The organism is Curtobacterium sp. BNK-1, assembly GCF_048685235.1.
GTDB classification, from domain to species: Bacteria; Pseudomonadota; Gammaproteobacteria; order Enterobacterales; family Enterobacteriaceae; genus Pantoea; species Pantoea agglomerans.
The window spans coordinates 576,025-591,378 of the sequence record NZ_JBLQTJ010000001.1; the positions used below are offsets into that span (position 1 = coordinate 576,025).

At 54.8% G+C, this 15,354-nt stretch carries 15 protein-coding genes, 1 tRNA gene and 1 rRNA gene; 9 read left to right on the plus strand and 8 right to left on the minus strand.

Features of this window, described 5'->3' with window-relative positions:
• The first annotated feature begins 5 nt into the window (after window positions 1–5).
• From accA to ACMGGP_RS02545, 5 genes are all read left to right on the plus strand, one after another.
• On the plus strand, window positions 6–962 hold the full coding sequence (gene accA / locus ACMGGP_RS02525) for an acetyl-CoA carboxylase carboxyl transferase subunit alpha (RefSeq protein ID WP_010254150.1): 957 nt from the start codon (window positions 6–8) through the stop codon (window positions 960–962).
• A 169-nt stretch (window positions 963–1,131) separates the two neighbouring features.
• Window positions 1,132–3,282 carry a lysine decarboxylase LdcC gene (locus tag ACMGGP_RS02530; RefSeq protein ID WP_010254154.1) on the plus strand — a complete coding sequence of 717 codons (2,151 nt, stop codon included), beginning with the start codon at window positions 1,132–1,134 and terminating at the stop codon, window positions 3,280–3,282.
• A 64-nt stretch (window positions 3,283–3,346) separates the two neighbouring features.
• The gene (locus tag ACMGGP_RS02535) at window positions 3,347–3,736 is read left to right on the plus strand and encodes a VOC family protein (protein WP_010254157.1); all 390 of its coding nucleotides are present in this window, start codon (window positions 3,347–3,349) and stop codon (window positions 3,734–3,736) included.
• A gap of 52 nt (window positions 3,737–3,788) precedes the next feature.
• The gene (tilS, locus tag ACMGGP_RS02540) at window positions 3,789–5,108 is read left to right on the plus strand and encodes a tRNA lysidine(34) synthetase TilS (protein WP_498798113.1); all 1,320 of its coding nucleotides are present in this window, start codon (window positions 3,789–3,791) and stop codon (window positions 5,106–5,108) included.
• Entirely contained in the window at window positions 5,108–5,416 is a 309-nt protein-coding gene (locus tag ACMGGP_RS02545; RefSeq protein ID WP_033787335.1) for a c-type cytochrome, read from the plus strand. The genes tilS and ACMGGP_RS02545 overlap by 1 nt, the downstream gene beginning before the upstream one ends.
• Window positions 5,417–5,456: 40 nt before the next feature.
• Here the strand turns inward: ACMGGP_RS02545 and rof are convergent, their stop codons facing one another.
• Window positions 5,457–5,717, minus strand: a complete 261-nt coding sequence (gene rof / locus ACMGGP_RS02550) for a Rho-binding antiterminator (protein ID WP_010254167.1) — start codon at window positions 5,715–5,717, stop codon at window positions 5,457–5,459.
• Window positions 5,704–5,904 carry a YaeP family protein gene (locus ACMGGP_RS02555; protein ID WP_010254172.1) on the minus strand — a complete coding sequence of 67 codons (201 nt, stop codon included), beginning with the start codon at window positions 5,902–5,904 and terminating at the stop codon, window positions 5,704–5,706. The genes rof and ACMGGP_RS02555 overlap by 14 nt, the downstream gene beginning before the upstream one ends.
• 217 nt (window positions 5,905–6,121) lie before the next feature.
• On the opposite strand from ACMGGP_RS02555, the gene arfB reads away from it, so the two are divergent.
• Window positions 6,122–6,532 (plus strand): alternative ribosome rescue aminoacyl-tRNA hydrolase ArfB, encoded by a 411-nt coding sequence (arfB, locus tag ACMGGP_RS02560; protein ID WP_010254175.1) that lies wholly within the window; start codon window positions 6,122–6,124, stop codon window positions 6,530–6,532.
• A gap of 232 nt (window positions 6,533–6,764) precedes the next feature.
• Here arfB and proS read toward each other — a convergent pair whose 3' ends face one another.
• The 6 genes from proS to metN form a co-directional block, all read right to left on the minus strand.
• Complete coding sequence (proS, locus tag ACMGGP_RS02565) at window positions 6,765–8,483, minus strand: proline--tRNA ligase (protein ID WP_022625458.1); 1,719 nt, start codon at window positions 8,481–8,483, stop codon at window positions 6,765–6,767.
• 89 nt (window positions 8,484–8,572) lie between these two features.
• Window positions 8,573–9,277 (minus strand): tRNA (N6-threonylcarbamoyladenosine(37)-N6)-methyltransferase TrmO, encoded by a 705-nt coding sequence (tsaA, locus tag ACMGGP_RS02570; RefSeq protein ID WP_010254180.1) that lies wholly within the window; start codon window positions 9,275–9,277, stop codon window positions 8,573–8,575.
• Complete coding sequence (gene rcsF / locus ACMGGP_RS02575; protein WP_010254182.1) at window positions 9,274–9,672, minus strand: envelope stress sensor lipoprotein RcsF; 399 nt, start codon at window positions 9,670–9,672, stop codon at window positions 9,274–9,276. The genes tsaA and rcsF overlap by 4 nt, the downstream gene beginning before the upstream one ends.
• A gap of 128 nt (window positions 9,673–9,800) precedes the next feature.
• Complete coding sequence (locus ACMGGP_RS02580) at window positions 9,801–10,616, minus strand: MetQ/NlpA family lipoprotein (protein WP_010254184.1); 816 nt, start codon at window positions 10,614–10,616, stop codon at window positions 9,801–9,803.
• Between the two features lie 34 nt (window positions 10,617–10,650).
• Window positions 10,651–11,304, minus strand: a complete 654-nt coding sequence (locus tag ACMGGP_RS02585; protein WP_031375299.1) for a methionine ABC transporter permease MetI — start codon at window positions 11,302–11,304, stop codon at window positions 10,651–10,653.
• Complete coding sequence (gene metN, locus ACMGGP_RS02590) at window positions 11,297–12,328, minus strand: methionine ABC transporter ATP-binding protein MetN (protein ID WP_010254188.1); 1,032 nt, start codon at window positions 12,326–12,328, stop codon at window positions 11,297–11,299. The genes ACMGGP_RS02585 and metN overlap by 8 nt, the downstream gene beginning before the upstream one ends.
• Before the next feature lie 189 nt (window positions 12,329–12,517).
• Between metN and gmhB the strand changes: the two genes are divergently transcribed.
• From gmhB to ACMGGP_RS02605, 3 genes are all read left to right on the plus strand, one after another.
• Entirely contained in the window at window positions 12,518–13,078 is a 561-nt protein-coding gene (gene gmhB, locus ACMGGP_RS02595) for a D-glycero-beta-D-manno-heptose 1,7-bisphosphate 7-phosphatase (protein WP_163639955.1), read from the plus strand.
• Window positions 13,079–13,482: 404 nt separating this feature from the next.
• Window positions 13,483–15,024 (plus strand): 16S ribosomal RNA (locus ACMGGP_RS02600).
• An 88-nt stretch (window positions 15,025–15,112) separates the two neighbouring features.
• Window positions 15,113–15,187: transfer RNA gene (locus tag ACMGGP_RS02605), tRNA-Glu, on the plus strand.
• Window positions 15,188–15,354: the final 167 nt, after the last annotated feature.

The window sequence follows — 15,354 nt, forward strand, 5'->3', positions numbered from 1 at the left end:
ACATTATGAGTCTTAATTACCTGGATTTTGAACAGCCAATTGCAGAACTGGAAGCGAAGATCGATTCGCTGACCTCAATTGGTCGTCAGGATGATAAACACGTTAATCTGGATGAAGAAGTTCAGCGTCTGCGTGAGAAAAGCGTTGAGCTGACCCGTAAGATCTTCGCCGATTTGGGCGCATGGCAAATCGCTCAGCTGGCGCGTCATCCTTTGCGTCCTTACACCTTTGACTACGTGCGCAACGCCTTCGACGATTTCGATGAGCTGGCGGGCGACCGTGCTTATGCCGATGACAAAGCGATTGTGGGCGGGATTGCACGTCTTGATGGACGTCCGGTGATGATCATCGGGCACCAGAAAGGCCGTGAAACCAAAGAGAAAATTCGCCGTAACTTCGGCATGCCAGCACCGGAAGGCTATCGCAAAGCGCTGCGCCTGATGGAGATGGCTGAGCGTTTCAAAATGCCAATCATCACCTTCATCGACACACCGGGTGCCTATCCGGGTGTGGGCGCGGAAGAGCGTGGGCAGTCTGAAGCGATTGCCCGCAACCTGCGTGAAATGTCTGGCCTGAAAGTGCCGGTGATCTGTACGGTCATCGGTGAGGGTGGTTCAGGTGGTGCGCTGGCGATTGGCGTGGGCGACAAAGTGAATATGCTGCAGTACAGCACCTATTCAGTGATCTCGCCGGAAGGCTGTGCATCTATTCTGTGGAAAAGCGCTGACAAAGCGCCGCTGGCCGCTGAAGCGATGGGCATTACCGCTCACCGTCTGAAAGAGCTGAAGCTGATTGACTCGGTGATCCCTGAGCCGCTGGGTGGCGCGCATCGCCGTCCGGTTGATATGGCGCAGTCACTGAAGCAGCAGCTGCTGGCCGATCTGGCCGATCTCGATGGATTTAGCACTGAAGAGCTGCTGGATCGTCGTTATCAGCGCCTGATGAGCTACGGCTACGCCTGATTTAGCCCCATCAATAAAAGCGGACTCCGGTCCGCTTTTTTTATGCCGCCGGTTTATCTCCGCACGCTATTCCCCTCTCTTTCAGCGCCATCCGATAGCCGCCTTGCTACACCTTCCGCGGGTTAGCGGTTATGCTTGTCCGGTTCCACAATAATCAGGGAGATGGGCATTGAATATTCTGGCGATCATGGGCGCGCACGGCGTGTTTTATAAAGATGAACCGTTACGCGAACTCGACGCGGCGTTAAATCTGCAAGGCTTCAGGCTGCTTTACCCGAAAAACAGTGACGATCTGCTGAAACTGATCGAGCACAATCCGCGTATCAGCGGCGTCATCTTCGACTGGGACGCGCACAACAGTCCGGAACTCTGCGGTGAGATTAATCAGCTCAACGAATACCTGCCGCTGTACGCCTTTATCAACACCCACTCGCAGATGGATATCAGCGTCAATGAGATGCGCATGCCGCTGCACTTTTTTGAGTACGCGCTGAATGCCGCCGACGATATCGCGCTGCATATCCGGCAATATACCGATGACTATCTCGACCACATTACGCCGCCGCTGACTAAAGCGTTGTTCACCTATGTGAAAGAGGGCAAGTACACCTTCTGCACGCCGGGCCATATGGCGGGTACCGCGTTTCAGAAGAGCCCGGTGGGCTGCCTGTTCTACGATTTCTTCGGGGCTAATACCCTGAAATCGGACATCTCAATTTCCGTTACCGAACTGGGTTCGCTGCTTGATCACACCGGTCCGCACCTTGAAGCGGAGGAGTACATTGCACGTACTTTTGGTGCCGAGCAGAGTTACATGGTGACCAACGGGACCTCAACGTCGAACAAAATTGTCGGCATGTATGCCGCACCGGCGGGCAGCACCGTGCTGATCGATCGCAACTGCCACAAGTCACTGACCCATCTGCTGATGATGAGCGATCTTATCCCCATCTGGCTGAAGCCGACCCGCAATGCGTTGGGTATTCTCGGCGGTATCCCGAAGCAGGAGTTCACCCGCGAGAGTATTTCGCGCAAGGTGGCTGCCACCGACCGTGCCACGTGGCCGGTTCATGCGGTGATCACCAACTCCACCTATGATGGGCTGCTCTACAATACCCAGTACATCAAAGAGACACTGGATGTACCGTCGATTCATTTCGATTCAGCGTGGGTGCCTTACACCAATTTCCATCCGATCTACGCCGGTAAAAGTGGCATGAGTGGCGACCGCATCCCGGGCAAAGTGGTGTATGAGACGCAATCGACCCACAAACTGCTGGCGGCGTTTTCGCAGGCATCAATGATTCACATTAAGGGCGACTACGACGAACAGACGTTTAACGAAGCCTACATGATGCACACCACCACCTCGCCCAATTACGCCATCGTCTCCTCTATTGAAACTGCTGCTGCTATGCTGCGTGGCAATCCCGGTAAACGACTGATCAATCGCTCGGTGGAGCGCGCGCTGCACTTCCGTCGGGAGATCCAGCGCCTGCGCGAGGAGTCCGATAGCTGGTTCTTTGATATCTGGCAGCCGGAAGAGGTTGATGAAGCGCAATGCTGGCCGATCCAGCCCGGCGACGAAGAGTGGCACGGATTTACTCAGGCCGATCGCGACCACATGTACCTGGATCCGATCAAAGTCACCATTCTGACGCCGGGCATGAGCGAACTGGGGAAGATGGCGGAAGAGGGGATCCCGGCGGCGCTGGTGGCGAAGTTTCTGGATGAGCGCGGCATCGTGGTGGAGAAAACCGGTCCCTATAACCTGCTGTTCCTGTTCAGCATCGGTATCGACAAAACCAAAGCGATGAGCGTGCTGCGCGGACTGACCGAGTTCAAACGCGCCTACGATCTTAATCTGCGGGTGAAAAACATGCTGCCGGATCTCTATGCCGAAGATCCTGACTTCTATCGCAATATGCGCATTCAGACACTGGCGCAGGGGATCCATCAGCTGATCCGCCATCACGATCTGCCGCGTCTGATGCTGCAGGCATTTGATGTCCTGCCCGAAATGAAGATGACGCCGCATCAGGCGTTTCAGCAGCAGGTGAAGGGCAACATCGAAACGGTGGATCTCAGCGAGCTGGTCGGGCGGGTGTCGGCCAATATGATTCTGCCTTATCCGCCAGGCGTTCCACTGGTGATGCCAGGCGAGATGATTACTGAGAAGAGCCGCGCGGTGCTCGATTTTCTGCTGATGCTGTGCAGCATTGGACGGCATTATCCGGGCTTCGAAACGGATATTCACGGCGCCAGCCTGACCGAAGAGGGCGAGTATCGCGTCCGCGTGCTGAAAAACGACCTCGCATAAACCTTTAAACGACTATCAGCGGCAGGGTGTCTGCGGACAGCCTGCCCGAATCAGGGAATTGAACATGTTGCAGTTAACCGCTATTCACCACATCGCCATCATCGCCTCTGACTATCAGCGCAGCAAAGCATTCTATTGTGACGTACTGGGTTTCCGTCTGATGGGCGAATATTACCGCGAAGCGCGGGAATCCTGGAAAGGCGACCTTGCCCTACAGGATCGCTACACCATTGAGCTGTTCTCTTTTCCTGAGCCGCCGGCGCGGGTCAGTCATCCTGAAGCGTGTGGCCTGCGTCATCTGGCCTTTACCGTGCCGGATGTTGCCGCTGCCGTCGCGACGCTGGCCGATAAAGGCGTTATCTGCGAACCGATTCGCATTGATGACCTGACCGGTAAACAATGCACTTTCTTTGCCGATCCGGATGGTTTGCCGCTGGAGCTTTATCAGGCGTAAAATAGCGCGCTCAGCGGGCGACATTCAGTGGCCCGATTTTCTGGATTCTGCCATGTCTTTGCCCGCTTTTGACACTCTGTTGCAATCTGATGCCGCGCTGGTGGTCGCATTCAGCGGTGGACTGGATTCAACCGTGCTGCTGCATCAGCTTCGCGGCTGGCAGCAGCAGCATCCTCAGTTGCGCCTGCGGGCACTGCATGTTCACCATGGGCTTAGCCCGAATGCCGATCGCTGGGCAACCCATTGTCAGACGATTTGCGCGCAGTGGCAGCTGCCCTGTGAAGTGCTCCGCGTTAACGTTGATGGCCGGGAAAACGGCATTGAAGCGGCCGCCCGAACCGCCCGTTATCAGGCGCTGAGTGCGGCACTGCAGCCGGGCGAAGTGTTACTCACTGCGCAGCACCTCGACGATCAGTGCGAAACATTCCTGCTGGCGCTGAAGCGCGGCAGTGGTCCCGCCGGGCTGGCAGCGATGCCCGCTACACGCGCGCTGGGTTCTCATCAGCTGGTGCGTCCGCTGCTGAATCAGACGCGACAGTCGCTTGAAGCCTATGCCGACGCGCATCAGCTGGTGTGGATTGAAGATGAGAGCAATCAGGATCTTCGCTACGACCGCAACTTTCTGCGTCAGCGGCTGCTGCCTGAGCTTTACCAGCGCTGGCCCCATTTTGCCGAGGCAACGGCCCGCAGTGCGATGTTGTGCAGTGAGCAGGAGCAGTTGCTGGATGAACTGCTTACCGGGCAACTGGCAGAGCTGATCCAGCCTGATGGCAGCCTGCACTTTCCACCCATAATGGCCATGAGTGAGCTGCGTGCTAATGCCTTATTGCGGCGCTGGATCGCCGGACAGGGTGGGGCGATGCCGTCCCGTGAAGCGCTGAAACGCATCCACGACGAAGTGATGGCGAGCCGGGAGGATGCGCAGCCCCGGCTGCGATTCGGTCAGGCTGAACTCCGTCGTTACCGTCAGCAGCTCTACTGGCTGCCGTTGTTCAGTTCACTGCGCGACACCGTGCTGGCATGGCCCGATCTCTGCCAGCCGCTGGCGTTACCGCAGAACCTTGGCACGCTGCGTGCCAGCCAGTCAGAGAGCCTGTTGCGCTATCCTGAGCCGGATGAGCAGGTCAGCGTGCGGTTTCACGCACAGGGTCATGTCCATCTGGTGGGCCGTCGTGGCGGAAGGGAAATGAAAAAACTGTGGCAGGAGTTACAGATACCGCCGTGGCAGCGTGAACGGCTGCCGTTAATTTTTTATAACCAGACGCTGGTCTGCGTTCCGACTCTTTTTGTCACCCGTGATGGCGCGGCCCCTAATCAGCAGGGCTGGCAGATAGTCTGGGACGGAGCATGCGGCGCAGGAGAACAACAATAATGAAACAGTGGCTTATTGCCTGTTTAGCGGTCACCGTGTTACCGGCATGGGCAGCGGGTGATGCGCAGCGCGGCGCACAGAAAGCGGGCAGTTGCATGGCCTGTCATGGCGCAGCAGGAAAAGCGGCGGTGCCGCTCTATCCTGACCTGGCCGGGCAGCACGCACCTTATCTGGAACATGCGCTGCAGGCCTATAAAAATGGCGAACGCAGTGGCGGTCAGGCTGAAGTCATGAAGGCGTTTGTGGCGGGATTGAGTGACAGCGATATGGCGGATTTAGCGGCGTACTACAGTTCGTTGCAGCCCTGAAGTTTAACAGGGCGGAAAGGTCCCGCCCTGAATGCGTAGGTTACTCTGCGCTGACAACCACCGTACCCAACTCGGGATGGGTGAAGCTTGCGATATGGTCGAGACGTAATTCGCGATGTTCACCGGAAAGATCGATAGCCAGATATTCAACGTTCTTACGTGAAAAGATCTCTTTGGCTTTTGCCTTAAGCTGCTCGCCATCTTTCATTTCCAGCGACAGCATCCAGTTGTTCTGGCAGGCGAGTTCCAGATTATCGTAATCATCGCAATTGATAGGTTGGTACGCTTCATTTATCAACATAGTCGCTCACCAATAAGTTAGCAGCGGCGTAGGCCGCCTGTTCCCTGACAGAAGAGTTTAGCTCAGTATTTGCGGCAACATCATTAAGTGCCTTCAATGCGCAGCCAATCGCATCCGGTATGTAACCTAAATCCCCGCTGCCGATTTCGGCATACTTCCGGCGAACTAACTCACAATAATTTTGCACGTGGCCCTCCTCGGCAGAGCGTAAATACTCTGGTTAACTGGCGACTATATCATAGCCATTTAGAGGAAATCAGCCTGCGTAAAGCAGGAACAGTGCGCGAATCACTGCTAAAGTGACAGATTCCGCTGTCTGAGGCGGAGTAAATCAGAGCACAAAAGGTTAATTTGATGAACAGGTTATCGGAGGTCAACGTGGTTAAGGTGTGGGGAGCGAGCTTATGATTATGCTATCCCGTTCGGTTGAGATTCCGGAGAGTGAGATTGAGCTGACGGCGATTCGTGCTCAGGGCGCAGGCGGACAACATGTCAATAAAGCCAGCACCGCCATTCATCTGCGCTTCGATATTGCTGCCTCTTCACTGCCCGCGTTTTATAAAGAGCGGCTGCTCACCGCCACTCATCATTTGATTACCGGTGATGGCGTTGTGGTGATCAAGGCGCAGGAGTATCGCAGTCAGGAGATGAATCGTGAAGCAGCGCTGCAACGTCTGGTTAATCTGATCCAGGAGCTGAGTACCGTGGAAAAAGCCCGGCGCGCCACGCGGCCGACCCGCGCCTCAAAAGAGCGCCGTCTGGAAGGAAAAGCCCGCCGCAGTTCAACTAAATCGATGCGCGGCAAGGTACAATAAAAAACGCCCCGCAGGCGGGGCGTTTGAGTACTTACAACGTCAGGGGCGAGCGGCGAAGAGTTCGAGCCTGCTCAGGGAACGCGGTCAGATCGGAAAGTCGCTAAAGCCATCCATGGCCGCTCGGCCCGCACCGTCCCTGGCGCGGGACGCTTTCCTCTCCTGACCCGGTTCCCTTCGCGTTGAGCTCATCTGTTGCGGCCAGATTCAGCCCGCTTTGATTAACGCTAAGAACTTACTTATTCAGAGCCTTCAGCAGGAATTCAACAATTTCATCCTGCTTAATCATCTGCTTCTCACCGGCACGACGTGATTTGTACTCAATCTCCTGATTATCGAGATTTCGGTCACCAATGACGATGGTGTGTGGCACGCCGATCAGTTCCATATCAGCGAACATCACGCCCGGACGCTCTTTACGGTCATCCAGAATAACCTCAACGCCTTTGGCACGCAGGGTGGCATACAGCTCTTCCGCCAGCTCTTTAACCCGGAACGATTTCTGCATATTCATTGGCAGAATCGCAACCTCGAAAGGTGCCAGTGCGGCTGGCCAGATAATGCCGCGGTCGTCATGGTTCTGCTCAATGGCTGCCGCAACAACGCGGGTGATGCCGATGCCGTAGCAGCCCATGCTCATCACCTGATTGCGGCCATCTTCGCCCTGAACAGACGCTTTCAGCGCGTCAGAATACTTGGTGCCGAGCTGGAAAATATGACCGACTTCGATGCCGCGCTTAATCTGCAGCGTACCTTTACCATCCGGGCTTAAATCGCCTTCGACCACGTTACGGATATCCGCAACGCTGGCCAGCGGCAGATCGCGCTCCCAGTTAATGCCGAAGTAGTGCTTACCATCGACGTTGGCGCCGGCGCTGAAGTCGCTCATCTTCGCCACGGTACGGTCAGCAATCACAGGCATCTGCAGACCAACCGGGCCGATTGAACCCGGTCCGGCACCCACTGCGGCGCGAATCTCTTCTTCGGTCGCGAACACCAGCGGTGACGCAACGATCTCTGACTTCTCCGCTTTGATCTCATTAAGCTGATGATCGCCGCGTACCAGCAGGGCAACCAGCGCGTGGCCGCTCTCTTCGGCACCTTTAACAATCAGCGTTTTCACTGTTTTTTCAACAGGCACATTGAATTGCTCAACCAGCTCCGCGATGGTTTTTGCGTCTGGCGTCTCGACCAGTTGCATCTCCTGCGACGGCGCTGCGCGCTCACCAGCGGGTGCGACGGCTTCGGCCAGCTCAATGTTGGCCGCGTAATCAGAATCGGTAGAGAAGATCACATCATCTTCACCGCTCTGCGCCAGAACCTGGAACTCATGGGAGGCGCTGCCGCCAATCGAGCCGGTGTCGGCCTGCACGGCGCGGAAATCCAGACCCATACGGCTGAAGATCTGGCTATAGGCGCGGTACATCGCGTCATACGTTTCCTGCAGCGACTCCTGCGAAACGTGGAACGAGTAAGCATCTTTCATGATGAATTCACGTGAACGCATCACGCCAAAGCGCGGACGGACTTCATCACGGAATTTGGTCTGGATCTGATAGAGGTTGAGCGGCAGTTGCTTATAAGAGCTCAGCTCATTGCGGATCAGGTCAGTGACCACCTCTTCATGCGTCGGACCCAGCACGAACGGACGCTCGTGGCGATCTGCAATACGTAACAGTTCCGGGCCATACTCCTCCCAGCGACCGCTCTCCTGCCACAGGTCGGCGGGCTGCACAACCGGCATTAAAATCTCAACCGCGCCCGCGTTGTTCATCTCTTCGCGCACGATGTTTTCGACTTTTTTCAGCACGCGAACCCCGGTCGGTAACCAGGTGTACAAGCCAGAAGCCAGTTTGCGGATCATACCGGCGCGCAGCATCAGCTGGTGGCTGATCACTTCAGCGTCGGAAGGCGTCTCTTTCTGAGTAGAGAGCAGATATTGAGTAGTACGCATTGATTACGGTTCCAGTTGATCGGAAAGTCACAGACAGAATTTTGCTGGCGGCTAGTGTACCAGTGAGATCACCGGCTCAAAAGCGGGTTTTAACGCGGGTCGATAGCGATCACTTCAGTACCGGCATCGTCAATGCGCCAGCGTACATTAAAATCCATCAGCCAGGCCGCATATTCCCGCGCCTGCGTTTCGCCCTGACGGTAAGCGGGACGGGGATCCTGTGCCAGCACTTCACTGATAAAGCGAGCCAGATTGGGGTAGCGCGACTGCTGGTGAAGCTGCTGTTGTGCCAGCGCGGAGAAGCGAACCGGCATATCAGCCGCAGGTGCCGCCTGAGCAAAACCCGCCTGGGCATGCGGCAATGCTTCGGCAAAGGGCAGATAAGGTTTGATATCCACCACCGGGGTGCCATCGACCAGATCCAGACTGCCAAGCTGCAGGATCACCTGCTGTTTTTCAATCCTGATACCTTTTAGCTCAACCAGCGACATGCCAATGGGATTGGGACGGAACGTTGAACGTGTCGCAAATACACCCATGCGCGCATTGCCGCCCAGCCGGGGAGGGCGAACCGTGGGACGCCAGCCGCCCTCCATCGTCTGATGGAAGACAAACAGCAGCCAGAGGTGGCTGAACGCTTCCAGTCCACGCACCGCTTCTGGCTGATTGTAAGGTGGCTGCAGGTGCAGTTCGCCGCCGCCATCCTGTACCAGCCCTGGCTGGCGCGGCACGGCAAACTTCTCCTTCCACGGTGAGCGGATTACCCCAATTTGCGCAAAGGCGAATTCACTCATTGATTGCTGACTTTCAGTGCCGAACCCTGACACACCGCCTGACGATAGCAGCCTGGCGTGCCGGTGACGATTTCACACTGATGCAGCAGCACCGCATTGGCTTTCATCTGTGACGCTTTGATCTGCAGGCGTTTACGTGCAGTAGCGATGTTGGCTGGGGAGTTCTGATTACTCATCTGGCAATCTTCAGCGGAGACTTCACCCAGATCGCGGAACGGCTTGCTGACCAGATCGGCGGCATCGGTATAGAGCTTAACCGGTGCCGGTCGTGACACAGGCTTGCGGGTGGGTTCACTGGATTGCTGCGGCCGGGACGGTGCGCTGCTTATCGGGTGATACTCATGAACACACCCTGTCAGCATCAATGCTAACAAGCAGAGCGGTAAAAAACGCATGGCAACATCCTCAGGTTTCAAAAAGTGGCGTTATTGAAACAAGGACAAGAATAAATAACAAGTCGGGCAGGGCACCCAATAACAGAAAGGGCGGCATAGCGCCGCCCTTAAGGAGATGAACAGCTGAATTACCAGCCTTTAACCGCGCCGCCGTTAAAGACTTTGTTAGCGGCATCGTAGACTTCGTCAGACTGATAAGCCTTGACAAATTTCTTCACGTTTTCCGCATCTTTATTATCTTCGCGCGCCACAATCAGGTTCACGTACGGTGAATCTTTATCTTCGACGAAAATACCATCTTTGGCTGGTGTCAGGCCAATCTGGCTGGCGTAGGTGGTGTTGATAACCGCCAGCGCGATCTGCTGATCGTCCAGTGAGCGTGGCAGCTGCGGCGCTTCCAGCTCAACAATTTTCAGATGCTTAGGGTTTTCAGTGATATCCAGCGAGGTTGGCAGCAGGCCCACGCCATCTTTCAGCTTGATCAGACCCACTTTCTGCAGCAGCAGCAGCGTACGGCCCAGGTTGGTCGGGTCGTTTGGAATGGCAACCTGAGCGCCATCCTGCAGCTCATCCAGTGACTTAATCTTTTTCGAATAGCCCGCGATTGGGTAGACGAAGGAGTTACCCACTGAAACCAGCTTGTAGCCACGATCTTTGATCTGCTGATCCAGATACGGTTTGTGCTGGAAAGCGTTGACGTCGATATCGCCTTTGCTCAGCGCTTCATTCGGTAGTACGTAATCGTTGAAGGTGACCAGCTCAACGTCCAGACCATATTTCTCTTTGGCAACTTTCTGCGCTGCTTCAGCAACCTGCTGCTCAGCACCGACAATCACACCCACTTTGATGTGGTTAGGGTCTTTCTCTTTTTGATCGCATCCTGCCAGCGCAATCGCGCCAATCAGTGCACCCACAGCGGCAATTTTCTTGAATCTGAAAGACATATCCTTTCCTTCTTAATAATGTGATATTGCTGGCTTATTTATGGGACACCGCACGCACGATGCGGTCGCCACAGAATTGAATGAGATACACCAAAACCACTAACAACACCAATACCGTATTCATCACAGTGGCGTTATATCCGATATAACCATACTGATAACCGATCTGGCCCAGACCACCGGCACCCACCGCGCCACCCATGGCGGAGTAACCAACCAGGGTAATCAGGGTGATGGTCGCAGCATTCACCAGGCCAGGCATCGCTTCCGGCAGCAGAACCTTACGGATGATCTGCATTGGCGTGGCGCCCATGGCACGTGACGCTTCAATCAGTCCGGTTGGCAGTTCCAGCAAGGCATTTTCAACCATACGTGCGATAAACGGCGCCGCGCCAACGGTCAACGGCACGATGGCCGCCTGCAGTCCGATTGAGGTGCCGACGATTACGCGAGTAAAAGGAATCATCCAGACCAGTAAGATAATGAAAGGAATGGAGCGGAAGATATTCACCAGCGCGGAGAGCACGCGATAAAGTCCCTGATTCTGCAGAATCTGGCCCGGACGGGTGACATAGAGTAAAACGCCGACCGGCAGACCCAGCACAAAACCGAAAAATCCAGAAACGAAGGTCATCATCAGCGTTTCCCACACGCCCCGTCCCAGCAACCACATCATCGCTTCAGACATAACCTAACACCTCTACTTTCACATGATTCTCCTTCAGCCAGGCTATCGCCTCGCGGGTATCGCTTTCTGTGCCGTGCATTTCGGCCAGCATAATGCCGAACTTCACGCCACCGGCGTAATCCATCTGGGCACTGATAATGTTGTTATTCACGTTGTAACGGCGGGCGGCTTCAGACAGCAGCGGCGCATCAACCGATTTACCGGTGAATTCCAGTCGCAGCAGGGGCACGGTGCCTTCAGCGGCGGTGGCAGAAAGGCGCTGCTGGTAATCATCCGGAATATCCAGATGCAGCGTAGACTGAATAAACTGCTGCGCCAGCGGTGTCTTAGGATGAGAGAAGACCTCACTGACGCTATCTTTCTCAATCAGCTCACCGTGACTGATGACCGCAACCTGATCGCAGATGCGCTTCACTACATCCATTTCATGGGTGATCAGCAGAATCGTCAGCCCAAGCCGGCGGTTAATGTCTTTAAGCAATTCCAGAATAGAGCGGGTCGTCGCGGGATCCAGTGCGCTGGTGGCTTCATCACACAGCAGAACCTTGGGATTGCTGGCCAGGGCGCGGGCAATCGCGACACGCTGCTTCTGTCCGCCCGACAGATTGGCGGGCCACGCATCATGCTTGTCTGATAATCCCACCAGTTCCAGCAGCTCAGTTACGCGAGCCGTGATCTGAGCGCGGGAGAGATTACCGAGTTCCAGTGGAAGAGAGACGTTGCCCGCGACGGTACGGGAGTTCATCAGATTAAAGTGCTGGAAGATCATGCCGATCTGGCGGCGCGCCTGAGTTAACTGACGTTCGTTGAGTGCGGTTAAATCAGCACCGTCTACCAGTACGCGGCCCGAAGTAGGGCGCTCCAGCAGGTTAACGCAACGAATCAACGTACTTTTACCGGCACCGGAAGCACCGATAACGCCATAAATCTGTCCGGCAGGCACGTGCAGGCTGACATCCGTTAACGCCGGAACAGACCGCGTGCCTTGCTGAAACACCTTGGTGATATTTTCTAGTTTAATCATTATGTTATTTATTATCGTGTTGCGTTGTCCGTGGTGTGGGAAGCCTCGTCGCTTTTATTCGGTATAAAAGCTGGATGGATGTTAAGGCATCCAGACGTCTAAATCAATGGAAGTGATTCAATCTGACATTCTCCCTTTTATAGCAATCATGCGATACTGATCGGCAATTTTTACAGCAGGAGTTTCTACGTGGCGAATAAAGTCCCCGCTATTTTTCTTGATCGTGATGGCACCCTTAATGTCGACAATGGCTATGTCCATGAGATCGATGACTTCCAGTTTATTGACGGCACGATTGAAGCGCTGCAACAACTTAAGACAATGGGTTTTGCGCTGGTGGTCGTGACCAATCAGTCTGGCATCGCGCGCGGTATGTTTACTGAAGATACCTTTATGCGGCTGACAGAATGGATGGACTGGTCGCTGGCCGATCGCGATGTTGATCTTGATGGCATCTATTTCTGTCCTCACCATCCTGAAGCAACAGTAGCAGAGTTCCGTCAGGCCTGTGACTGCCGCAAGCCTCAGCCGGGTATGCTGCTGACGGCGCAGGAAGAACTGAATATTGATATGGCCGCTTCTTATATGGTGGGTGACAAGCTGGAAGACATGCTGGCAGGGCAGGCTGCCGGTGTCGGCATGAAAGTACTGGTGCGCAGCGGCAAACCGGTCACTGCTGAAGGTGAAGCAGCAGCAGATTGGGTGATTAATAGCCTGGCAGAGCTTCCGGCGCGCATTAAAAAGGGGTAAAACGGCGCTTTTGTGCAAATTTCAGACGAACAGAAAAAAAGTCTCAATTTGCACTTGCGCTATCTGAGCCGTTCCCTATAATGCGCCTCCACTGACACGGCAAACCGGCAACGGAAAACGGGTCAGGAGGCACAGGAGACTGCGCCGCCGGAGAAAAACTTCTGAGAAAGAGGTTGACTCTGCAGGAGGAAAGCGTAATATACGCCACCTCGCGACAGGACGCTAACGCACTGTTCGCACTGCTCTTTAACAATTTATCAGACAATCTGTGTGGGCACTCGCAGGATTGATATCAGCGTCTCCGGACGTAAAAAATATCAAGCCTCACGAGTGAACACATAATGAAATTCATTATGACGTTTTACAGATGAGCACTGCTTAACTTGTTTAAGCAAATCAAACTTAAATTGAAGAGTTTGATCATGGCTCAGATTGAACGCTGGCGGCAGGCCTAACACATGCAAGTCGGACGGTAGCACAGAGGAGCTTGCTCCTTGGGTGACGAGTGGCGGACGGGTGAGTAATGTCTGGGGATCTGCCCGATAGAGGGGGATAACCACTGGAAACGGTGGCTAATACCGCATAACGTCGCAAGACCAAAGAGGGGGACCTTCGGGCCTCTCACTATCGGATGAACCCAGATGGGATTAGCTAGTAGGCGGGGTAATGGCCCACCTAGGCGACGATCCCTAGCTGGTCTGAGAGGATGACCAGCCACACTGGAACTGAGACACGGTCCAGACTCCTACGGGAGGCAGCAGTGGGGAATATTGCACAATGGGCGCAAGCCTGATGCAGCCATGCCGCGTGTATGAAGAAGGCCTTCGGGTTGTAAAGTACTTTCAGCGGGGAGGAAGGCGATGGGGTTAATAACCTTATCGATTGACGTTACCCGCAGAAGAAGCACCGGCTAACTCCGTGCCAGCAGCCGCGGTAATACGGAGGGTGCAAGCGTTAATCGGAATTACTGGGCGTAAAGCGCACGCAGGCGGTCTGTTAAGTCAGATGTGAAATCCCCGGGCTTAACCTGGGAACTGCATTTGAAACTGGCAGGCTTGAGTCTTGTAGAGGGGGGTAGAATTCCAGGTGTAGCGGTGAAATGCGTAGAGATCTGGAGGAATACCGGTGGCGAAGGCGGCCCCCTGGACAAAGACTGACGCTCAGGTGCGAAAGCGTGGGGAGCAAACAGGATTAGATACCCTGGTAGTCCACGCCGTAAACGATGTCGACTTGGAGGTTGTTCCCTTGAGGAGTGGCTTCCGGAGCTAACGCGTTAAGTCGACCGCCTGGGGAGTACGGCCGCAAGGTTAAAACTCAAATGAATTGACGGGGGCCCGCACAAGCGGTGGAGCATGTGGTTTAATTCGATGCAACGCGAAGAACCTTACCTACTCTTGACATCCACGGAATTTGGCAGAGATGCCTTAGTGCCTTCGGGAACCGTGAGACAGGTGCTGCATGGCTGTCGTCAGCTCGTGTTGTGAAATGTTGGGTTAAGTCCCGCAACGAGCGCAACCCTTATCCTTTGTTGCCAGCGATTCGGTCGGGAACTCAAAGGAGACTGCCGGTGATAAACCGGAGGAAGGTGGGGATGACGTCAAGTCATCATGGCCCTTACGAGTAGGGCTACACACGTGCTACAATGGCGCATACAAAGAGAAGCGACCTCGCGAGAGCAAGCGGACCTCACAAAGTGCGTCGTAGTCCGGATCGGAGTCTGCAACTCGACTCCGTGAAGTCGGAATCGCTAGTAATCGTGGATCAGAATGCCACGGTGAATACGTTCCCGGGCCTTGTACACACCGCCCGTCACACCATGGGAGTGGGTTGCAAAAGAAGTAGGTAGCTTAACCTTCGGGAGGGCGCTTACCACTTTGTGATTCATGACTGGGGTGAAGTCGTAACAAGGTAACCGTAGGGGAACCTGCGGTTGGATCACCTCCTTACCTGAAGATACCTTCCCGCGCAGTGTCCACACAGATTGTCTGATAAAAAGTAATGAGCAGGACGGCTGCGAAGTCGTGACACTTTTGTGTCCCCTTCGTCTAGCGGTTAGGACTCCGCCCTTTCACGGCGGCAACAGGGGTTCGAATCCCCTAGGGGACGCCACCTGCTTGGTGACAGGTGAAAGGTGTCTCCATACAGTATCTCAAAACCGATTTGGTTGCGTAAGCAGCCGGGCCGCGTTTGAGATATTTGCTCTTTAACAATCCGGAACAAGCTGAAAATTGAAACGACGCAGCGCGTCATTCCTCCGTAATAAGGAATGACTCAGC